Raw genomic sequence first — 22,523 nt, 5'->3', positions numbered from 1 at the left:
GAAACACTTTAAAATCCAACTTCATCATGCTTTTATAAGGTCTCCGTTTGATACATATTTCCTACCAACCAACATCACCCCCAATCTTCCTCTGTTCATCAATAGCACCAAAAGCATCCCCAAGGAGGCATATTCCTAAACAAATCTGGACATCCCCTAAAACTGACTTCATCGTATCCTCATATGCCCCCACTTATACGTTCTCTTTCCTCCATCCCCCCCAAAGCCTTTCACTGCTTATATATCGTAAGCGTCTTCTGAATGAACCGTAAGGAGAGCAGAACGCAACTTTTGCAAAGCCCTAGCTTCAATTTGACGCACGCGCTCTTTCGAGATTCCTAACTTTTCACCCAAAACTTCAAGAGTCGCACCCTCTTCATTTAAGCGACGAAAGCGAATAATTTCCAACTCTCGCTCGTTGAGAATTTGCAACGCATCGTAAAGCCATTGTGTACGCCTTTGACCATCAATGACTTGCTCAATTAAAGCATCAGGAAGAGGACTATCATCCACCAAAACATCCATCTTAGCAATGGGATTATCACTGTTCTCAGAAACAGAAACACTCAAGGAATTATCAGAACTGGAAAAACGAAAATCCATTGTTTCAACATCGCGCACAGAAACGCCAAGCTTTTCAGCGATTGTACGAAAAATATCCTGTTTTGACAAAGCACTATCATCTTGTATCAGTTTTGCACGCAAACGCCGAAGATTAAAGAAAAGTGCTTTTTGCGAAGAACTAGTTCCCCCTCGAACAATTGACCAATTTCGCAAAATATAATCTTGAATAGAAGCGCGTATCCACCACGTTGCATACGTTGAAAAACGCACTTCCCGATCAGGTTCAAAACGTGCAGCTGCCTCTAATAGCCCCACATACCCTTCTTGTACCAAATCCCCCAATGGCATTTTGAAACGTTTAAAGCGGTTAGCAATAGCAATCACTAAACGCATATGAGCCGCTGCAATCTGATGCATGGCATCATCATCACGTTTGTCTTTCCACCGTAGAGCCAAATCATGCTCTTTTTGTCGTTCAAGATAAGGCGCTTGCATAGCAGAACGCATCATATTACGTCCTAAGCTTTTGTCTGCATCGCTATAATTTTTGCTGCTTTTATAAACAGCATTTGAAAGATTACCCATAATAACCCCTTGCGATTAAAATTATCAAAATTGATTTGGCAACGACATCATTGTTCTTTGCTTAAAAAAAGAACGCAAAAGTTGTTAACTTCTACACCCACTACTTTAACGTGTAATTTTATAATCGCAATTGTTTTTTTTTACTATCATGGTAAAATTTCTTGTCATAAGCCACAATTTCACCTGCAAAATGCCTTTACAATATGCCTTTTAGCCTATGAAATATTTGAAAAAACTTTCTCTTCACTTTTCATGACAAAACAGCAAAAAAATAAAATGATCATGTAAAACAAAAGCTGTTTTTTGATAACCGGTTCTGTTTCCTTTTAAATTGAAGAATTTATTTATGCTTTCATCCTTACAATACAACTAATAAGTGTAATTTGCAAATATAAAGCATCAAAACTGAATGAAAACTGAATAAAAAAAAAGAATCATCCAAGTTTTAAAGACGCAAAAAGAAACAGCAAAAAACGACAAGAGTGATTGAAGCAAACGCAACAAACGTGTTAAAGAAAGAGAAGCATTATGAAATTGTCGCAAAAAGCTTTTGACCAATTTCGCACTGAGAAAGAAAATGATCATGGATAGCAAGATTGTTCAACAGGATGAAATTCTTCAAGATGATATTCTCATTGAAAAACACGGAAGGGGTAAATTTGAAGGTTTTCGTTTTTATGCCAACAAAAACAGTAGCGATCAAATAGCTGAGAAGCAAATTTCAACAGAGAATGAAAATTTGATTCTTGCTTTTTCCAAACGCGCAACACGTTTTTGTGCTTGTGCAAATGGAGATTTTACCCTCAGTTCTGATGGAATTGTGCGCTGGATTGGTCAACCCGTAGGACAGCTTGTAGCAACAGAAGATTTTTTCAAACCAAAACTGATTGTTTTAGCAGATGAACAACTCACTGGAGAATCCCGCAATAACGTTGTGAAGCGATTAGAACGCTTTGTCACCTTTCATTTTGAAACGACTTTAAAACCCCTGTTTGATTTGCGTAATGCTGATAGTTTAACGGATTCAACAAACAGTCTTGCTTTACAACTTTTTAACTCTTTAGGGATTTTACCACGCCGCGAAGTCTTAGACATTGTCAAAGAACTTGCGCAAGAATCACGTGCCGTGCTTCGGCGTCTAGGCGTACGTTTTGGCGCTTTTCACATCTATGTTGCCGGAATGCTTAAACCTGCTCCGGTTCAAGCCATTACTCTCCTGTGGAATCTTCAAAATGCGGAACAAGATCAAACTGGTGTGGGTGAAATTTTGTCAGCATTATCTGCTGGTCGAACCTCTTTGATTGTTGACCCTACCTATAACCGCCAATTTTATCAATTAGCCGGCTACCGAATCTTAGGACAACGTGCTGTAAGGATTGATATTTTAGAACGTCTCGCCAATCTCATCCGCCCCGCACTTCATTGGAAACAAGGAAATGATCCCAAACCCGATGGCGCCTATGATGGCAAAAGTTTTTTTGTTACACCAACCATGATGTCCATTCTTGGGGCCAATGGAAACGATATGGAAGAAATCCTCAAAGGACTTGGTTATCAATCGTACAGCATAAGCAATACTGTTTTTGAACAAAATCTCCTTGCACACCAAGCCTCTTCCTCTGTCAATGGAACAATGCAAGATGTTCCTGAAGCAGAATGCGTTGGCAGTCAATGGAAAACAATAAGCGATACAGAAACAACACGAGAAGAAAAAAATACCTCATACCCAAATACTTTATCCTCTGGTATTGAAAAATATCCCCATAAAACCAATCATTTACCGGCAGCTGAACCTGTTGGGAATTTTGCCCCCCCCCCTCTCCCTACACAAGAAGATAAAGTTATTTTACTATGGCATTATAGACATCAATTTCACCACCACGCACAAAAAAAACGTGATAAATTAGGAAATAAGTGGCAAAATAAATCGAAGAGCGCTGTAAAAAAAGCGGAACACACAAATGAAAATTCCCCTCAAGAAGCTCCATCACAAACAAAACGCTCTCATAAGTTCCACAAATCCCAAGGCAAACATGCAAATCATAAGCCTTTTCAAAAAGAAAAGCGCTTTAATCCTGATTCACCTTTTGCGAAACTAGCTATACTACGCGATCAACTCACCAATCATAAAAACACGCATACACTTTCCTCTAAAGAGAATTAAAGTAACAAATGGAGTTTGATCTTGACCCACGTAGTAACCGACAACTGCATTCACTGCAAATATACGGATTGCGTTGAAGTCTGCCCTGTTGATTGTTTTTATGAAGGGGAAAACATGCTTGTTATTCACCCCGACGAATGCATCGATTGTGGTGTTTGTGTGCCAGAATGCCCAGCAGAAGCAATTTTACCTGATACAGAACCAGGATTAGAAAAGTGGTTAGAACTTAATCTTCATTATGCAAACAAATGGCCTAATATAACCACCCAAAAAGATCCTCTTCCTCAAGCAAAAGAAATGGATGGCGTTCCAAATAAATTAGAAAAGTATTTTTCAGAAAATCCAGGAAGCGGCGAAGACTAATGATACAGTGCGAACCCTCCTCCTTCGACAATTGACAGACTTCCCTTTTAAAAATAAAAAAATCCTTAAGCGAAATGATTGATTCTTTGGAAGTTTGATGTTAGTGTTATTTTAACATGATCATCTTTCTAAGTATTTTTCTTTGCTTTTTATAGTAAAGCAGTGTATTTTTTTTGGATTTAAAAGTACTCGGCTTTTATGCTCACTTAATTGGTACAATATACTTGGTTAAAGAAAACTCAACCCTCAGGTTTATAACCTGTTTTCCGATACATTTGTTGATCATAAGGGAGTAAACTAAAATATGGCATCCCAACATGGAGCGTCTTCCAAGACCAAAGAATTTGCAACCTCTGAATATATCGTCTACCCTACGCATGGAGTAGGACAAATTATAGCGATTGAAGATCAAGAAGTTGCAGGACATAAATTAAAACTTTTTGTCATTCATTTCGCGAAAGATAAGATGGATGTCAAAGTCCCCATTGCAAAAGCCCTTTCCGTTGGAATGCGTAAATTATCTGCTAGTGACTCTGTCGAACGCGCCTTAAAAGTTTTACGTGGAAAAGCACGCGTTAAACGAACCATGTGGTCACGTCGTGCGCAAGAATATGATGCTAAAATCAACTCCGGAGATCTTATTTGTATCGCCGAAGTGGTCCGTGATCTTTTTCGCTCTAATCTACAACCTGAACAATCGTACTCTGAGCGCCAACTTTATACAGCTGCTCTTGAAAGAATGGCCCGCGAAATTGCGGTTATTAATAGTCTTTCTGAAACAGAAGCTATCAATCTCATAGAGATGCATCTCTCCAACAAGCCAAAATGCGAATTTAAAGCTGAGAGAGAAGAAACAGACGAAAACAGTAAAGCTGTCTACGCTGCATAATACACTCTTTCATCATAATGAGATATTTTGATAAAACCAGCTTTTCGCTGGTTTTATTTTTTAACATCCTCTCTGCCCTTAAGGACGAAGTTTCTTAACCAGCGCCAACCTATAAACAATCTAACTTTTCGACAAATTCCTCCTCTTCATTTGCTTGCTTCATAGATAAAAAATTGATTAATCATCATAATCTAGCATTATTCATATTAAATTAGAATCTTGAATATCGTAAGATTTCTCATTTCAAATTGCTCTCATGTTGAATCAATCAAAATCTCTTACTTTTCGATCCCAAGCGGGGCTGATCTGTGGGTAAAAACTATACAAAAAGAGCGAGACACTGTCTCAAGTGCCAAAGGACATACCAACATTGGAATCTAGCAAAATGTGTAAGACTGCTGGCTTACTTTTTCATTAAGCGTAAAGATCATAGTGCCGTTTATACACTGCACCGAGACTTTACCTTTGCCCTTCTACAAAACCATTAGAACATTCAAAAACGCCATCATAAAATGGATGCAACAAATATTGAAAAATATTCCTTTTAAAAAATGCGTAACGGTACAACATAAGCATATTTTGTCTTGGTCGCTCTATTTTGCATGAGAAGCATTCCCTCATTAAAGAACGCGATAAACAAAAGCATGAAATAAACCATCATCTCCATTCTATAAAAGGCATTCCAAATACTTTTAAAAGCTGTAAAGCTAACTTAAAAAATAACAATAAAAATGAACGTTGGCATTGCCCCTTGCAACTTCATATTTTTCCAAAATAGGTTATATTCTCATTTAAGAGATTACGAGATATACGCAATATCTTACTCCAATCGGACACACAAAATCTAGAACGATTCATAGAACTCTTAAAAGTCTGAACCTCTGTTTTAAACAGACCGCTAAAGATTAGATATTGATGAACAGATAACAAAAAAATCACAAACTTAGGTAAGTAATACCATAAAACCATTTATAAACCAGCTATGAACTGGAGAATCATATTAGCTTTGATAAAATACTTTTCTCAACCCCACATATAACACATTTGGTTTTAAGTTTACTTATTTTACAAGCTGTTCGCAACAAATCCCTTATATTCACAAAAATAAGAAAAAAATATATGGACAATTCTTAGTTCAAAAATATGAAAAGACAGCGTGATATTCATAGAAAAGTCTCATGTGCCTTTATCATCAAAGCACTAAAGATTATTGAATGTGTACACCTTTTGTCTTGTAACGGTTTTCTCTTTTCTGCTTATAAGAAAGCACACTGGCATCATCATACACTTAACCTCCAATGTTGCAATAATCCTTACATTTGAAAATATTCATTATAGACATTTTTTCCTTTCTTATAGAGTTTTTACCCACATGCCAGCCCCACTTGTGAGCGAAAAGCAAGCCATTGTCATTGATTCAACATGAGAGAAATTTGAAATGAGAAAATCCTACGATAGATCTTTCATTCAAGGCGCAAAACAACAAATGATCTTTATAAATCAATGTGATGTAGATCTCTATTTTGTACTGAGAATCACATGTCACAATATAAGCCTATAGACAAACCATTGCCTTAAATATTCTCATAAAAAACACCGGTATGCTTAAAACCTTACATGGGTCAACCATCTTAAACGACGATATTTTACGGTCTAATAGGATCCCCCCTAAAGTAAGTAAAAATTAAGTGCGATACAAAATAATTCTATTACTGAGCTAACTTATATCAATACTCAAGCTCTTTAACGCAATCATCATAAAGACACTGACACAAGCAATCCTTTATAGCCTCTCAAGAAAAAGCGAAAAACGCATCTTACCCAATGGCATTCACTCATGAATCAAGAGAAGCTTACCACTGGAAAAGAGATAAAACGCTAAAGTTTTAATCCCTAAAACGGAACGCCCGCGATACATTCCCATTTTCAAATCAATGTGATGAGAGCGATGCAAAGACACCTCAACATCCATCTCAAAGCGAAAATGCACGCCACAAACGTGCATTCACTCATGAATCAAAAGAAGCTTACTACTGGAAAAGAGATAAAACGCTAAAGTTTTAACCACTAAAACGGAACGCCCGCGATACATTCCCGTTTTCAAATCAATGTGATGAGAGCGATACAAAGACACCTCAACATTCATCTTAAAGCGAAAATGCACGCCACAAACGTGCATTCACTCATGAATCAAAAGAAGCTTACTACTGGAAAAGAGATAAAACGCTAAAGTTTTAACCACTAAAACGGAACGCCCGCGATACATTCCCGTTTTCAAATCAATGTGATGAGGACGACGTAATTCACCAGAATTTTTATCTTCAATATAAGTCGGCGCCTTCAGAGCATCAGCCGAACGGCGCATGCCCCTCTTCGCTGGAGAGGTTTTTCGTTTAGGTACAGCCATAAAAAGACACTCCAAATCCATTAAAACAGAAAAAGCAATGTCAAAAATGACAATGCTTCATTTAAAAACACCATAAAATTTGAGGATATTATACACTGATAAAAAAGAAGAGGCAATGTCAAAATGATCCTCCTCTTACCAAAAATGACCTTCTTTTCATCAAAAATGGTGTCAAAATGATCAAATGAATATCCAAAACACCGCAAAATTTGAGAATTTTATACACCAATGAAATCTTTTTTATAAGACCTTCATTCAATTTTTATTTAGTTTAAAAAGGGATTTGCGCATACAATAGAGATATGGATAAAAAGAGAAGTTGATTTTTAATAAAAAACGACGCCAATTTATGAAAACAAGAAAAAGCGACAACCTTTCTTTTTAAACTTCATAATTTCATTTTTGTAAAAACAAAGGAAGCAAGAATGCACGAATTTACCACCCTTCTTGCAAAACATGGATACACTGTTGAAAAGCGGCTTGATACCCTGTTAAGTGATCAAATCCAAAATGGTGAAATTTCACGCCCTAAAAACTTAATCAAAGCCATGCGCTATGGTGTGCTGAACGGTGGAAAACGCCTGCGTCCTTTTCTTGTGATTCAAAGTGCTGCACTTTTTGATGTTCCTGTAGAACATTCTCTTGATGTTGCATGTGCCTTAGAATGTATCCATTGTTATTCGCTCATTCATGATGATCTTCCCGCTATGGATAACGATATACTCCGGCGTGGAAAACCCACCGTCCATATAGCATTTGATGAAGCAACAGCAATTCTAGCAGGCAATGCCCTCTTAACATTTGCCTTTGAAATCATTGCCCATAAAGCCAGTACTCTATCGACAGACATTAGAATAAAGCTGATCACGTCTCTTGCACAATCGGCAGGACTTGGCGGTATGTTAGGTGGACAAATGCTGGACCTTGAAGCTGAAAAAAGACCGCAAGAAAGTACTGACATCATCACTCTACAACACATGAAAACAGCAGCCCTGATAAGCTTTGCTTGCCAAGCAGGCGCCATCATTGGCAATGCGTCCAAAGAATTAACCGAAAAGCTTACTGATTTTGGTACCTATCTTGGTTTAGCCTTTCAATTAACCGATGACCTTCTTGATGTCACCGCCAACACGCAAACCCTAGGAAAAACGGCTGGGAAAGATGAAACGGCACAAAAAGCAACTTTTGTTCATCTTTACGGCATTGAAGAAACCCAAAAAAAGCGAGATACACTCATCAGTAAAGCAGAAGCATTCTTACATCCTTTTGGCGCTAAAGCACTCCCCCTCCAACAAGCAGCACACTTTAGTGCACTACGCAAAAATTAAACTTCATCCACCCTATTGCACATAGTGTAAATCGTCATCTTTGTTAAATGCATAATAGACTTTTCAAAGAAACGTTACCATTAATCTCCATTATAGTCCTTATCATGAAATGGATGCGACAAATCTTGAGAGGAATTTCATTAAAACAAGCCGCGTGAATTTATAACACAAGTGTATTCTGGGTATCCTATTTTGCATGAAAAGTGCCTTCCATTAAAGAATGAAAAAAGAAAATGTGAAATAATGCGCAATCACCATTCCTTAATAAGCATATAATCCGGCACAATCATTTTCTTTATCAGCGTCCAACCTTGTCAGCAACTCTTGGCACAATATTCATGAGAAGCATTTTTATTTCCTTTTTAATGATTGTTATGCCATGCCCACTTATAACGTACAAGCAGATGACTTTGATTGCTTCAACATACATAGATTTTAAATAAGAATAACTGACACTATTCAGCTTTCTCATTCAACATGCAAAACAACGATGCGCCTTAATAAATAAAAGCCTTGCTCCACTATGAAACCCTATAAAACACGTATCGTAATAAGTTAATATTCTCACTGAACTTTTTTGAGAGTTCCTTCTAAAAAAAATACCGTCAACAAGTAAATCAATAAATAAATAGCAAAAATATAAACGAGTGAGAAAAAGCCAAATATATTGACCATATACGCACTCATGTAAAAAAATACCAATAAGCTAAATCTCCCAACGGTTGACAAAAAAGATTCATATGTAGCCCTGAAATGATCACTAATACTATCGTGCAAAATAACTTCTACACGAAGATATGTATACTTAATTAAGTAAAAAATCATACAGACTAAAATAACAGCAATTTCTTTTCTTGGCTCAAAGAAAACCATTGTAAAAATCAGTGAAGCCGAAAGAAACAGTAGTAAAATAAAATTCACTCTTTCACTTAGTTTTGTAAAGAGAAAACTAGCCAAGAGCTGAGAGAGCAATATCAGTGAAAATGTCACACCAAGATCAAAATAAGTGACATTAATATTATGATCTTTAAATATCCACTGCCAATACTGCGAGAATATATTGAAAAAGATCAGTGAAAAATAAAAGCATAAAGAGATATAAGGAACTTTAATAAAAATAGACAACATCTCTTTAGCATCATAAATGAGAGAATTCGCTTTATTTGGTTGTTTTTCTCCTTTCAGGTCATCAAGAAAAAACAAACCAAATAGTGTTGTCATCAACATTAAAAACGCCGCGATATACCATATATATTGGCTAGAATAATCAGCAAAATATGCGCCGATTAAACTGAATATAAACATGCCGATGTAATTATATTGAGAGCTAGAACCAAGCACTTTTTTAGTCGATGTCAATTTTGCTTTTGCATATTGAACAAGTAAAGCATTATAGGCGCCAGCAATCAATGTCAGCGATAAGGCATTAAAAGATTCTGCCAAAAGAAAACCATAAAAGCTTGTAGAAAATCCCATGAGACATAGCCATGTAGCAGCAAAAGCCGCTGCCAAAACGATAGATATTTTATAACTTTTTCTATCGGCAAAATATCCCAGAGGAATATCTGTAACCATCATAATAAAAGCCTGAAACGACTTAATGATCCCGATATCAATAAGAGTTAGCCCTTTTTCAAGCATATAAAATACAATAAAGGCACCTGTTAAAATTCTTATACCGTTAAATAAAAATCCAAACGCTAATATATTTGTCATCTATTCCCCAATAACACCACGAAAAGTGTCAATACATCCTTTTATATAAAGATAAAAGCTTAAATTTTATAACAAATATGGCAATAGCCGCTATATAGAACTCCAATCCTATCAATTTGATATTCTGAAAATTGCTGGAAATAATGTCACGTTTAGTTTTCTATTGGATCTGTTTGAAGACAATATTATCAAAGAAAAATGCTTGAAAACAGTGAAGAAGCGCCTCAATTTATGAACGATCATCTTGTTCTCAACACGGAACCACAATGAGGACTGAATATTGATTTACAAGCAAAAACACAGCCTTTAATGAAGAAAAAATGCACTCCAAGAATTTATTTCAACCCTGTCCAAAGCGTGTAAGAATATAATCACTCAAAAGCGCTTCAAATTCTTCAGCAATGTGATCACCCCGCAAAGTTTTTACCTTTTGTCCCTCAATAAAAACAGGTGCCGCAGGACTTTCCCCCACTCCAGGCAAAGAGATACCAATATCTGCATGTTTTGACTCCCCCGGTCCATTGACGATACATCCCATCACGGCAACCTTCAAACTTTCAACGCCAGGGTATTTTTCACGCCAAACAGGCATATTTTTGTATAAATCTGCTTCAATTTTTTGCGCCAATTGTTGAAAGACCGTTGAGGTTGTGCGCCCACAACCAGGACAAGCCGCAACCACAGGCAAAAATTGCCGAAAACCCATTACTTGCAAAAGTTCTTGCCCCACCTTTACTTCTCGTGTCCGATCACCACCAGGTTTTGGTGTTAAGGAAATTCGTATTGTATCGCCAATCCCTTGTTGTAATAAAATGCCCAAAGCCACCGAAGAAGCAACAACGCCCTTTGTTCCCATCCCAGCTTCCGTTAATCCCAAATGAAGAGCATAATCACAACGCGCCGCCAAGGTGGTATAAACAGCAATAAGATCTTGGACGTCACTCACTTTAGCAGAAAGAATAATTTTATCACGTCCCAACCCCATCTCTTCAGCCCAAAGAGCCGATTGCAGAGCAGACTGCACAACAGTTTCCCGCATCACTTCAGCAACCGATAAAGGATTTTCTTGCTGTGCATTTTCATTCATAAGCCGTGTTAACAACGCATTATCAAGAGAGCCCCAATTCACGCCAATGCGAATAGGTTTATGATACCGACAAGCAATCTCTATAATTTCTGCAAATTGACGATCTTTTTTTGCGCCAAAACCAACATTTCCAGGATTGATGCGATATTTTGCAAGCGCCTCAGCACACGCAGGATGATCAGATAAAAGCTTATGTCCAATATAATGAAAATCCCCAACCAAGGGTACAAAAAATCCTAACCTCTCCAATCGCTCCCGTATTTTTGGTACAGCTGCCGCCGCTTCATCACGATCAACAGTAATCCGAACCAATTGTGAACCAGCTTGCCAAAGAGCAGCCACTTGAGCAACAGTTGCATCAACATCAGCTGTATCCGTATTGGTCATTGACTGTACAACTATCGGGCTCTGCCCCCCAATGATCACATCACCAACAGCAACACCAACAGATCGACGACGCTCAAGTGGTTTAGATAAAAAATAGGTCGTACTCATCAAGTCCTCAAATTTTTAAAACCTGCGCTATCAATCATCATTTACATTGACTTCCTCCACGCTTCAAAGGACGAAAATTACACCGCCCCCCAATCTTAACAGATTACTCTCAAAAGGTTCCACCTACTAACCACTGATGCAATTCAACTCATAGGTGCGATTCATCCTATAGACGCACCGGATAAGTTCTACTACTTCTGTTCAAGTTTATACTTCTACACTTGGTTGATTCAAAAAGAAACTGAAACCAAATAGAGACAATACTGTATTTTTAAGTTGCATGCCGATACCTTACATCAACGTCATCGCAAAACAGTGTTTTACAACACAACAGATAACGCCTATCAAAGCGCAATTTTTAAAAATGCATGAAAGACACCGCCCAATTAATCCAACACATTGATTTATAATAATCAATTTTTTACAAATTTGAATGGCAACCCCAAATATCGTAAGATTTTCTCATTTTAAATCTTCTTAATTGAATCAATACCACTCCCTAAAGCCACAAAAGAACAAGTAGATAAAAATTCCTTATAAACTATTTCAAGTGCCAAAAGCTATCCCAACACTTTAAATAAACAAAAAAATGAAGACACCGACTTACATCTTTATAAAATAAAGATGATAGAATGAATTTTACACCATTTTGTAAAAATTTTTACCTTAAATCCTTAACAAACACCATCACGAAATGAACTCGAGCACATTAAGAAATGCCTCATTAAAACCAAACTCTTAATTCTCATCTCACCCACGCGCGGCATTATCAATGCAACCTTTCAATTTTCAAGCCGTTATAGCAAAACCCCAAACACAATTCCAACTGTCACGCAACAATTTAACACATGAAGGAGTCAATAAATGTGTCTATTTTCACCCCATAGAAAAAATGCTAAAATTAAAAAACGTATAGCACAATTAAAAAGAGAGCTGGTCCCCGTAAATCATTGGAGTTCTCAAAATGATAACTTTGAAAACATTTCTGAGCTGTTTGATACATGGAAACAAAAAGTCCGTCACGCGCTTTATCACCTCAACGAACATGCTGCAGAATTAAAGAAAAAAGCGAAAGAAAATCCTAAAAAAACCCTCGCACTAACAGCAGGAGTCGTTTTAGTAAGCTTCTTGCTGATCCGTAAAAATTAACAACACAACCAACAACCTTCCCTTTTAATGCCCGACTCAAAGCGGGCATTTTTATAGTTTACAAAATATAAACTTTACATCTTTCCCCCTAACTTTACGCTTTCCTCCAAAAGATAAGTTTTCCATCCATTCCACCAATCTATTATCCAATTTTCTATCTGGCAGTCTCCTTACCCCTATCCTCAAAACACGCGGTAGCACCACATCTCAAAGGACAGTGTTGTGAGAAACTATAAGAAAAGTTTTCAACATTGCATCTATCCCCCCTACTGAGTTATTTCAAAAGAAATGGAAGTCAGTAAAGATGCATGCGCTTTAATATTTTAAGGAACATTATTTTACATCATGATATAGAAGATTAAGGAGCCTAAGAGCTTTAAAAGATGTATTATAAAAAACCAAACGAAATCTTCCAATGTGAATACCCATTTGCTATAAGTAAATGACACAAGAATTAAACTGAAAAAACCCAAAATTTATCCTCCAGAATCGACCCGCTGCGAAGTATCCACATACGTAACCACAGACATCCCAGGAATGAGCTTTTCAATCCCCTCCTGCCCAGGATCTAAAGAAATCCGTACTGAAATACGTTGCGCAATTTTGATAAAATTACCAATTGTCGTATCTGTTTTTAACAATGAAAACTCTGAACCTGTCGCCGGAGCAAAACGAACCACACGCCCCGTTAACTTTTTGTTGTTCAATGCATCAACAGAAAAAACAACCGGTTGTCCCACACGCATCTGAGAAAGTTGCGTTTCCTTATAATTAGCAATAATCCAAATATCATCAGAAATAACAGAAACCAATTGCGTACCCGGCATAACATATTGCCCTACCTTAGCGCCAACCAATCCAATATAGCCTGTTCTAGGAGATAAAATCTTCGTATGATCAAGATTAAGTTTTGCCAACTCAACACTCACCTTTGCTCCCGAAACTTCTGACTGTAAACTTTGCCGTTCAAGATTTAATTGTTTTTGCAATTGTCGTTTTGTTTCTAGGGCTGCCAAGAGTTGTGAAAGAGGGCGAGAAACAGAAATTGCAGCATCACCAAAGCCTAACTTTTTACTATCAGGAACAACATTAGAGAATGCTCGTGAACGCGTTAATTCTGCTTCTGCAGCATTAACTTCTCCCTGTAAAATCTGAGCTTGCAATTCAATACTTGCCAGTTTTGCATTTTTTGAATCGAGAACAGCCTGTGCCCGTGCAAGCTGCTGACGAAGAAGAGAATCATCAAGCTCAAAGAGCAGCATTCCTTTTTCAACACGTTGATAATCTTGCACATAAATCCGTGCAATCACCCCAGAGATCTGTGAACTAACCAGAGTAACATTGCCCTTAATGGAAGCATTATCCGTTATTTGAATGTTACTCACAAAAGGAGGAAGTCTCCAAGCCCACAAAATCAGCAAAACACCCGTAACACCTGACAAGAATGCAACAATCGTAGCTTTTGACCGTAATGCTTTTATCATTTTTTGCACCCCTCTTCTATGGGCATCATTCTACTTTTCTAACGCCCGCAAAGAGCATGACTTAACAACCATTGTGACAAGAAAAATAATGAATACAATCATTGAAATATAAAAATAAAGCCGAAAAACGTCATCATAAGCAAAAATATTTGCTATTAACTTAAATTTTTCTATCAACATAGAAGTACCCTGTTCACTCCTCAAGCCATGGGGAACAGAAGCACCATAAGAAGGCGAAAACAAAGTATTCATCTCACCAGAAATAAGCGGATCAGTCACAACAATATTTTGTGTTAAGGACTCAAAGTTTTTATGGGCAAAATAAAACTGTAGGCTGCCAAAAAAAGCCGATCCCATCAATCCCCCTGTCACTTGTGTTAGCAAAAAAACCGCAATAAAACTCAAAACATAACGCGGTCCTCGCTCACCAGCAATCACAAACCCTTTGAAAAGAGCAGGAGGCAAAAAAAGTGCATAACTAAAACTCACCAACCCTTGGCTCAACATCATATCTTTCGGACGTGTTAAATAGTTTACACGACTGTCTAAATAAGCTCCCAGCGCCAAACAACCTAAAGATAACAAATAAAAATAATCTTCACGCCCCGCCCGTAAAAAAAAGACACAAACAGCCCCCCCTAACAGAGTACCCAATGTCACCGCAAGATACATGGGCGCCATCTCACGATTAAGCAAACCAAAAAGATTAAAAAAACCTACGGGCAAATTTGACCGTTCCAACAAAAAAACATGAAAGATCAATAAAATAAAAACAGATTGAACCATTTCTTTACTGAAAATCCAACGTAAATCAATCAGCGGTTTTTCTCTATTAAGCTCAATAATAATAGCAATAGCCAACGAGAAAATAGCAAGTGCAAGCCCCCAACCAATCCATGGCGCTTCATACCACCAATACAATATGCCAACAGACATAATCACGGCATTTAATCCAAGACCAAGAGCAATCAAACCATAACTTATCCAATCTAACTTTTGAATAACCTTACTGCGGACAACAGGCGTTAAAGGCAAAGTATAGATACAGACCAAGCTGATGAGAACCAACCCCATTTCCAAAGCGGAAAGACTAGAAAAACCACCATTTTCCAGCAAATCAGGAGAAATCAAACGCGATAAAGGTGCCGCTAAAGCCGCATTCATATAATTCAAACTAAGACCAACAGTAAACTTCTTTGCTGGAGCAAAAGCCTCCATCATATAAAGCAGCGCAAGTGAAGCCAAAGGAGCAGCAGCAATCCCAGCAAAAAAGCGAATAATCAATGCAGAACGCAAATCCGTAACAAAGAGTTGCAACACGCAAACCAAAACGAAACCAAGGATTGATAATTCAGCAAAAGCACGCAACCCAAATTGATAGCGGATTTTGATCAACATAATCGCTACACTCACATTTGGCGCCATATAGGCCGCTACCAACCATGTTGTCTCGGTCAAAGTTGCGTGAAAATCACCCGTAAGATGGACAATGTTAGACTGAACAATATTAGCCCCTAAACCATAAGCCCATTGCAAAATAAGAGAAGCAAAAATATAAACAAAACATTTCGGCAAAGGTCCTGCAAAAACACGACCAGGACGAGGAAAAGGTTTTCCGCCCCTTTTAGCAAACACAACCGTACTCTTTTTTCCGCTCATGTCACCTTTTTCCTGTATACGCTGCTACGCTTCTATCAACACAGCACCATCAGCTGACAATTGCTGGAAAAAAGCCTCTATTTTATGATTATCCTCATCTCTTGTCCCCCCTTCTAATGTCGCTTGAACCTGCAAAATCCGCTGTTCCAATACATCAAAAGAAAGATGCTCTACAGCCACAACGTGCTCTACCAATAAAGAGCAGCCTGAAAAGGTAATATTTGCAACGCCCCCGCATACAGCAAATAATTTTTCACCCAAAGAGGTGCGAACACGCACACTCCCCAACACAATGCTTGCCACTAATGGCGCATGATGCGCCATAACTGTCAAAGAACCTGAGGCTGAAGGAAGAACAACAGACACTACCTGCTCTGAAAACACAATTTTTTCAGGCGATACAAGCTCAAATAAAAAATGCTCTTCTCTATTGTTTTCCACAAAAGTCTCCACAATACCCGATATAAGGACTCTCTGTTTTCTTCAACGACTTGTCCTTTTTAACGAAAAATATTCATGACAGTTTTCTCTTGAACAAGAAGCTTCTTATTAAGACGCCTCTGCCATGAGACGCTTTCCTTTTTCAAGTGCTTCATCAATCGAACCAACCATATAAAAAGCAGCTTCTGGCAAATCATCATAATCGCCAGCACAAAGACCTTTAAAGCCTTTGATTGTCTCTTCTAAAGGAACGAGTTTCCCTGGCGAACCAGTAAAGGCTTCCGCAACATGGAAAGGTTGCGAAAGGAAACGTTCAATTTTACGCGCCCGTCCCACCAGCAATTTGTCATCTTCAGAAAGTTCATCCATTCCAAGAATAGCAATAATATCCTGAAGCGCTCTATAACGTTGTAAAATGGTTTGCACTTGACAAGCAACAGTGTAATGCTCTTCCCCTACAATCAATGGATCCAACATACGCGAGAAAGAGTCAAGCGGATCAACCGCTGGATAAATTCCCTTTTCCGCAATAGAGCGCGAAAGAACAGTTGTTGCATCCAAATGAGCAAAAGACGTTGCCGGCGCTGGATCCGTCAAGTCATCGGCAGGAACATAAATTGCCTGAACGGAAGTAATAGAGCCTGTTTTTGTACTGGTAATACGCTCTTGCAAAGCCCCCATATCCGTTGCCAAGGTAGGCTGATACCCCACAGCAGAAGGGATACGCCCTAAAAGCGCTGACACTTCAGCACCAGCTTGCGTGAAACGGAAAATATTATCCACAAAGAAGAGAACATCTTGTCCTTCATCACGGAAACTTTCTGCAATTGTCAATCCTGAGAGAGCCACACGCGCACGTGCTCCTGGTGGTTCATTCATTTGCCCGTAAACAAGGGCACACTTCGACCCTTCCGTTGAACCATTATTCTCTTTTGGATTCACATTCACGCGGCTTTCAATCATTTCATAATAAAGATCATTTCCTTCCCGTGTACGTTCTCCCACACCAGCAAATACAGAATAGCCACCATGAGCCTTTGCAATATTGTTTATAAGCTCCATAATAAGAACGGTTTTTCCAACACCAGCGCCACCAAACAAGCCAATTTTACCTCCTTTAGAATAAGGAGCTAACAAATCCACAACTTTAATACCGGTGACGAGAATTTCTGAAATGGTTGATTGCTCAACATATGCAGGTGCATCTTGGTGAATAGAACGCGTTTTGGTTGCAGGAATTGGTCCCACATTATCCACCGGCTCTCCAATCACATTCATAATACGTCCCAATGTTGCTTCTCCTACAGGAACGCTAATTTGCGTACCTGTATCCACAACCTTTTGGCCCCGCATCAAACCATCAGTGGTATCCATAGCAATCGTACGCACGGTATTTTCACCCAAATGCTGCGCAACTTCTAATACCAAGCGATTGCCTAAATTCTCTGTTTCCAAAGCGTTAAGAATATTTGGCAATTCACCTTCAAATTGCACATCAACGACAGCACCAATAACCTGCTTGATCTCACCAACAGCGCCTTGTGCACGCTCTTCTTTTTTTGCGGATGTATCTTTTTTTACAGGTGTATCTTTAGCTGCACTACGCGCAGGCGCAGAGGAAGCCTTTACATCCACTAAAGCCGTTACATCCACTTGAGACTTCGAAGCGGCTTTTTTCACGCCGGAACGAGCAGCTGGTTTCTTTTTTTCACCTTTTTCTGTTCCTTTGCTTGAGGTTACTGCTTTTACCATCAATCCTTACCTTTTCCATTTAAAGCGCTTCAGCGCCCGCAATAATTTCGATCAATTCTGTCGTAATCTGTGCCTGACGTTGACGATTATAAGCTACCGTCAATTTATTAATCATTTCACCTGCATTGCGCGATGCATTGTCCATAGCTGTCATCTTGGCACCCATCTCCCCAGCAATATTTTCTAGCAAAGCCCGAAAGATTTGCACCGAAAGATTGCGTGGCACAAGCGCCTCTAAAAGAGAAGCCGCATCAGGTTCATACTCATAGACAATTGATTGTGAACCTTTACTATGATCTGTTTGCTCCTCAACATCTATTGCCTCAACAGCTGCTTTTGGAGCAATCATCGGAATCAAGCCAAAAGCTGTTGGACGCTGATTAATCACAGAAATAAATTCAGAATAAAACAGCGTACAGACATCGAAAGCGCCTTCATTGAATAAATCAACAATCCGTTGACTAATCATCACCGCCTCTGCAAAACCAATGCGCTTTACAGCATGCAAATCGATATGATCAATTATCAAACCTTTGTAATCACGCGATAAAATATCCGCACCTTTTTTGCCCACAGTGATAATTTTCACTATTTTACCAGATGCCAACAATGCCTTAATCTGTTCACGTGCACGACGAGCAATTTGCACATTAAAAGCACCACACAAACCGCGCTCAGCAGTACACACCACCAAGAGATGCACATCATCTCGCCCCGTACCACGCATAAGAGCAGGCGCATCAACACCATCTACATCAGCAGCAAGACTGGTCAAAATATCAGCCATCTTCTTCGCATAAGGACGCGCAGACTGCGCTGCCTCTTGAGCACGATGCAACCTTGCCGCTGCAACCATCTGCATAGCTTTGGTGATCTTTTGTGTTGCTTTAACCGAAGCGATACGGTCTCTAAGATCTTTTAGTGAAGCCATTCAAGCATTCCATCAATTCATCACGAGAAATTTTTCGCATAAGTATTAAGAACAGTTATCAACTTATCTTTCAGCTCGTCTGTTATTTGCTTTTGCTCAGCAATTGCCTTTAAGAGATCTTGATAATCACTACGCAAAAGCACCAAAAGTCCCTGCTCAAACCGCGCAACATCAGAAACCGCCAAAGCATCAAGATAGCCATTCACACCGGCGAAAATAACCACCACTTGTTCTTCCGTTTTAAGTGGAGAAAATTGCGGCTGTTTCAAAAGCTCAGTCAAACGTGCACCCCGATTCAATAGACGCTGAGTTGACGCATCCAAATCAGAGCCAAACTGCGCAAAAGCTGCCATTTCACGATATTGTGCCAATTCACCTTTAATCGAGCCAGCAACTTGCTTCATCGCCTTAATTTGTGCAGCAGAACCAACACGCGACACAGAAAGACCAACATTTACAGCAGGACGAATTCCTTGATAAAACAAATTAGTCTCTAGAAAAATTTGCCCATCAGTAATCGAAATCACATTTGTAGGAATATAGGCAGAAACATCATTTGCTTGCGTTTCAATAACCGGCAAAGCTGTCAACGACCCAGATCCATTTTCCGCATTCAACTTCGCAGCCCGCTCTAAAAGACGCGAATGCAGATAGAAAACGTCCCCCGGATAAGCCTCACGACCTGGAGGACGACGCAATAAAAGAGACATTTGACGATATGCCACCGCCTGTTTTGACAAGTCATCATAACCGATCAAAGCATGTTGCCCATTATCACGGAAATACTCACCCATAGCACATCCAGCAAGAGGTGCAATAAATTGCAGTGGTGCTGGATCAGAAGCGGTCGCTGCAACAATAATAGAATATTCCAACGCTCCACGTTCTTCTAAAACTTTAACGAATTGTGCCACCGTTGAACGTTTTTGACCGATAGCCACATAAATACAATAAACTTTGTCTTGCTCTCGTCCAGCCCCTTTTTCATGAAAAGGTTTTTGGTTTAAAAATGTATCGAGCAAAATTGCTGTTTTTCCTGTTTGGCGATCACCAATCACCAATTCACGCTGCCCCCGTCCAATAGGAATAAGTGCGTCAATTGCTTTCAATCCGGTCGACATCGGTTCATGGACAGACTGACGCGGAATAATTCCAGGAGCCTTAACATCAACACGACGACGCTCCGTTGCTTTAATGGGACCCTTCCCATCTATAGGGTTTCCCAACGCATCAACCACACGCCCCAGCAAAGCGGGCCCCACAGGAACATCGACGATAGTGCCTAACCGCTTTACACAATCACCTTCACGAATATCGCGATCTGAGCCAAAAATGACCACACCAACATTATCAACTTCCAAATTGAGGGCCATACCGCGCACACCGTTTGGAAAAGCAACCATTTCCCCTGCTTGGACATTATCCAAACCATAAACGCGAGCGATACCATCCCCTACAGAGAGAACCCAACCAATTTCTGAAACCTCAGCCTTTTGGTCAAAGTTTTTGATTTGCTCTTTTAGAATTTTTGAAATTTCAGATGGTCTAATATCCATCAGCTGACCTCTTTTTTCAATGCAAGCTTAAGCGAAGACAATTTTGTGAGAAGAGACGTATCAATTTGAGACGATCCCACACGAACGATTAATCCACCAAGAATTGTTGGATTCACAATGCTGTGTAGCAAAACTTTTCCTCCAACGACACCTTCCAAAGCCTCACACAACTCTTGTCTTTGTTGAGAACTTAAGGGGCGCGCAGAAATAATTTGCGCAGTCACCTGCCTACGAGCGCGCGCAACGCAACGCTGAAAAGCATGTAAAATACCAAATACGGCACTAAGCCTACGATTTGTTGCAATAACGCGTAAAAAATTACCAATAACCTGCCCTGCGTTTTTATCAGCAAATTTGATGTTTGCACAAACAGTTTGCATCACCTTAACTTGCTCTTTAACTGAAAAGAATGGACTAAGCACAAAGCGTTTTAAATCTTTATTTTGCTCCAAAACAAGCAAAAGATCTTCCACTGCCTTTTCAACCTTTTCAATGTTTCCGGCTTCTTGAACGCAATCAAAAAGCGCTTGCGCATAGCGTTGATCTACCAACGGCAGCGGTATGAGAGAAAATGAATCCGACACGAAATACCGCCTCTTTCCCTTGAGCGACTCTCTGATAGTTATCAGATGAAATGAAACAGACATTCTCAATCTTAAGAATCTTCTTCTTAAAACCTAGAACAAAAACCTCTTGGTTTCTAGCATAGACATAGCCGACTCGCAACACCACAAATCGCTGCTTTTTAAAAATTTTAATAAAATATTCAAAATATTTTTGAAAAGAATTTTTTTTAGATATACAAGATGGCAACACAGTTTTTTTATGCCTCTTTTTGACATTCTCTGAGCGATTTTTTCACTCTCTTTGATTTTGCTTCAAATGCTCTTGCCACCATAATAAAACACTTCTTCTCTAAAAAACACTCCCTTTATCACCACAAGACCTTTAACGAGATGCGAATGCGACTGAAAAAGTCTATTATTGCAAACTGATAAGAAAAAAAGTAATGAATATCCTCCTAAAAATTAAAGAAAAAATTGATCTTTTTTCTTCAAATACCCACTCCTTTTAAAAAAATTCACCAAGTATATTTTCTTGTAAACACACTCTTTAAGTATACAACGTATTGATTTATAATGATAATATATCATTTTTCATACCAGATGAGCCCCAAACATCGAAAGATTCTCTTATTTCAAATCTTTTTATCAAGATCACTCCCTTGCTCCATCACAAACAAAAAAGGAAATGATTAAAGAAAAAACACCTCGTATAAACGCTCTCAAGTACCAAGAGCTTTCATAATCCTAAAAGCTGAATAATAAATGGCGCCATTTTATACCTTTATGAAATAAAGATGTGGAGCCTTAACGCGGTGTTTTCATTCATGAAAGCTTTTACATTCTACACTCGAGAAACATCGTAAAATGAATTCGAGCATGCTGAGAAACATTTGCTTAAACAAACATATGAATACAGTAATACAATAGATGTTCGGTAATATTCCGTTTTGGGCGTTCTGCTTTACATAAAAAATGTGCCCCTATTAGAGAACGAAAGTAACAAAAGCATGAAACAATGGATAATCTCCATTTCACGACAGCACCCATAAATGCTATAATGATAACTCCATTGAGGAACCTCATCTTCACACTTATGAAAGAACAAGCCGGCACCATCATATACTTTGCCATCTCCCAATTTTAAGACAACCCTTAGCACTTGAGATGATGAGGTATTTTAGTCCTGTCTTGTATAGTTTTACTCGACACAGACTCCCCCATCTGTAAAATGCAAACGAATGATTTTGTTGGATCAATATAACCAGATTTAAAATAAGAGAATCCTACGATAGTTGAGATTGTAATATGAATAACGGCATATTATCACTATAAATCAATATTTTATTATTTATAAAAATTATAATTATGGACGCTTTTGAAAATTCTA

General features: G+C 38.7%; 18 protein-coding genes. 5 read left to right on the top strand and 13 right to left on the bottom strand.

The features are described from left to right. Positions 1-61: 61 nt before the first annotated feature. Both ACFIKE_RS00865 and ACFIKE_RS00860 read right to left on the bottom strand, forming a co-directional pair. Positions 62-193 carry a hypothetical protein gene (locus ACFIKE_RS00865; protein ID WP_375648182.1) on the bottom strand — a complete coding sequence of 44 codons (132 nt, stop codon included), beginning with the start codon at positions 191-193 and terminating at the stop codon, positions 62-64. Positions 194-237: 44 nt separating this feature from the next. Beyond that, on the bottom strand, positions 238-1,149 hold the full coding sequence (locus ACFIKE_RS00860) for an RNA polymerase factor sigma-32 (protein ID WP_015856975.1): 912 nt from the start codon (positions 1,147-1,149) through the stop codon (positions 238-240). Positions 1,150-1,732: 583 nt separating this feature from the next. Between ACFIKE_RS00860 and ACFIKE_RS00855 the strand changes: the two genes are divergently transcribed. The 3 genes from ACFIKE_RS00855 (at position 1,733) to ACFIKE_RS00845 (ending at position 4,565) form a co-directional block, all read left to right on the top strand. Beyond that, complete coding sequence (locus ACFIKE_RS00855) at positions 1,733-3,313, top strand: hypothetical protein (protein ID WP_375648181.1); 1,581 nt, start codon at positions 1,733-1,735, stop codon at positions 3,311-3,313. A 21-nt stretch (positions 3,314-3,334) separates the two neighbouring features. Continuing rightward, complete coding sequence (fdxA, locus tag ACFIKE_RS00850) at positions 3,335-3,676, top strand: ferredoxin FdxA (protein ID WP_375648180.1); 342 nt, start codon at positions 3,335-3,337, stop codon at positions 3,674-3,676. 304 nt (positions 3,677-3,980) lie between these two features. Continuing rightward, positions 3,981-4,565: a CarD family transcriptional regulator gene (locus ACFIKE_RS00845; RefSeq protein ID WP_375648179.1), complete on the top strand. Its 585-nt coding sequence runs from the start codon at positions 3,981-3,983 to the stop codon at positions 4,563-4,565. A gap of 1,831 nt (positions 4,566-6,396) precedes the next feature. Here the strand turns inward: ACFIKE_RS00845 and ACFIKE_RS00840 are convergent. Both ACFIKE_RS00840 and rpmF read right to left on the bottom strand, forming a co-directional pair. Further along, complete coding sequence (locus ACFIKE_RS00840; RefSeq protein ID WP_375648178.1) at positions 6,397-6,525, bottom strand: hypothetical protein; 129 nt, start codon at positions 6,523-6,525, stop codon at positions 6,397-6,399. Positions 6,526-6,744: 219 nt separating this feature from the next. Continuing rightward, positions 6,745-6,972 (bottom strand): 50S ribosomal protein L32, encoded by a 228-nt coding sequence (gene rpmF / locus ACFIKE_RS00835; RefSeq protein ID WP_375644444.1) that lies wholly within the window; start codon positions 6,970-6,972, stop codon positions 6,745-6,747. Between the two features lie 425 nt (positions 6,973-7,397). Here rpmF and ACFIKE_RS00830 point away from each other — a divergent pair, with 425 nt between their 5' ends. Further along, complete coding sequence (locus ACFIKE_RS00830) at positions 7,398-8,300, top strand: polyprenyl synthetase family protein (protein ID WP_375648177.1); 903 nt, start codon at positions 7,398-7,400, stop codon at positions 8,298-8,300. A 564-nt stretch (positions 8,301-8,864) separates the two neighbouring features. Here ACFIKE_RS00830 and ACFIKE_RS00825 read toward each other — a convergent pair. Together ACFIKE_RS00825 and ispG are read right to left on the bottom strand one after the other, a co-directional pair. After that, the gene (locus tag ACFIKE_RS00825) at positions 8,865-10,016 is read right to left on the bottom strand and encodes an MFS transporter (RefSeq protein WP_375626597.1); all 1,152 of its coding nucleotides are present in this window, start codon (positions 10,014-10,016) and stop codon (positions 8,865-8,867) included. 340 nt (positions 10,017-10,356) lie between these two features. Next, positions 10,357-11,598 carry a flavodoxin-dependent (E)-4-hydroxy-3-methylbut-2-enyl-diphosphate synthase gene (gene ispG / locus ACFIKE_RS00820; RefSeq protein WP_375648176.1) on the bottom strand — a complete coding sequence of 414 codons (1,242 nt, stop codon included), beginning with the start codon at positions 11,596-11,598 and terminating at the stop codon, positions 10,357-10,359. 864 nt (positions 11,599-12,462) lie between these two features. Here ispG and ACFIKE_RS00815 point away from each other — a divergent pair. Beyond that, a complete protein-coding gene (locus ACFIKE_RS00815) occupies positions 12,463-12,747 on the top strand; it encodes a hypothetical protein (protein ID WP_375648175.1) in 285 nt (94 codons plus the stop codon). A gap of 476 nt (positions 12,748-13,223) precedes the next feature. Here the strand turns inward: ACFIKE_RS00815 and ACFIKE_RS00810 are convergent, their stop codons facing one another. The 7 genes from ACFIKE_RS00810 to atpH all read right to left on the bottom strand — a co-directional run bounded on the left by ACFIKE_RS00810 (position 13,224) and on the right by atpH (position 21,154). Beyond that, positions 13,224-14,231 carry an HlyD family secretion protein gene (locus tag ACFIKE_RS00810; protein ID WP_375625231.1) on the bottom strand — a complete coding sequence of 336 codons (1,008 nt, stop codon included), beginning with the start codon at positions 14,229-14,231 and terminating at the stop codon, positions 13,224-13,226. Between the two features lie 30 nt (positions 14,232-14,261). Beyond that, positions 14,262-15,890 carry an MFS transporter gene (locus ACFIKE_RS00805; RefSeq protein ID WP_375648174.1) on the bottom strand — a complete coding sequence of 543 codons (1,629 nt, stop codon included), beginning with the start codon at positions 15,888-15,890 and terminating at the stop codon, positions 14,262-14,264. A gap of 24 nt (positions 15,891-15,914) precedes the next feature. Continuing rightward, positions 15,915-16,331: an ATP synthase F1 subunit epsilon gene (gene atpC, locus ACFIKE_RS00800; RefSeq protein ID WP_015856985.1), complete on the bottom strand. Its 417-nt coding sequence runs from the start codon at positions 16,329-16,331 to the stop codon at positions 15,915-15,917. A 108-nt stretch (positions 16,332-16,439) separates the two neighbouring features. Then, on the bottom strand, positions 16,440-18,083 hold the full coding sequence (atpD, locus tag ACFIKE_RS00795; protein WP_375648173.1) for a F0F1 ATP synthase subunit beta: 1,644 nt from the start codon (positions 18,081-18,083) through the stop codon (positions 16,440-16,442). A gap of 19 nt (positions 18,084-18,102) precedes the next feature. Next, positions 18,103-19,014, bottom strand: coding sequence for a F0F1 ATP synthase subunit gamma (locus ACFIKE_RS00790; protein ID WP_375625227.1), 912 nt, complete (start codon positions 19,012-19,014; stop codon positions 18,103-18,105). Positions 19,015-19,034: 20 nt separating this feature from the next. Beyond that, the gene (atpA, locus tag ACFIKE_RS00785) at positions 19,035-20,570 is read right to left on the bottom strand and encodes a F0F1 ATP synthase subunit alpha (protein ID WP_375648172.1); all 1,536 of its coding nucleotides are present in this window, start codon (positions 20,568-20,570) and stop codon (positions 19,035-19,037) included. Then, complete coding sequence (gene atpH / locus ACFIKE_RS00780) at positions 20,570-21,154, bottom strand: ATP synthase F1 subunit delta (RefSeq protein WP_375648171.1); 585 nt, start codon at positions 21,152-21,154, stop codon at positions 20,570-20,572. The genes atpA and atpH overlap by 1 nt, the downstream gene beginning before the upstream one ends. Positions 21,155-22,523: the final 1,369 nt, after the last annotated feature.

Source organism: Bartonella sp. MU70NMGDW (assembly GCF_042194085.1).
Classification (GTDB): domain Bacteria; phylum Pseudomonadota; class Alphaproteobacteria; order Rhizobiales; family Rhizobiaceae; genus Bartonella; species Bartonella grahamii.
Note: the sequence above shows the minus strand (reverse complement) of the source record. Positions and strands in the feature narration are given on the sequence as shown.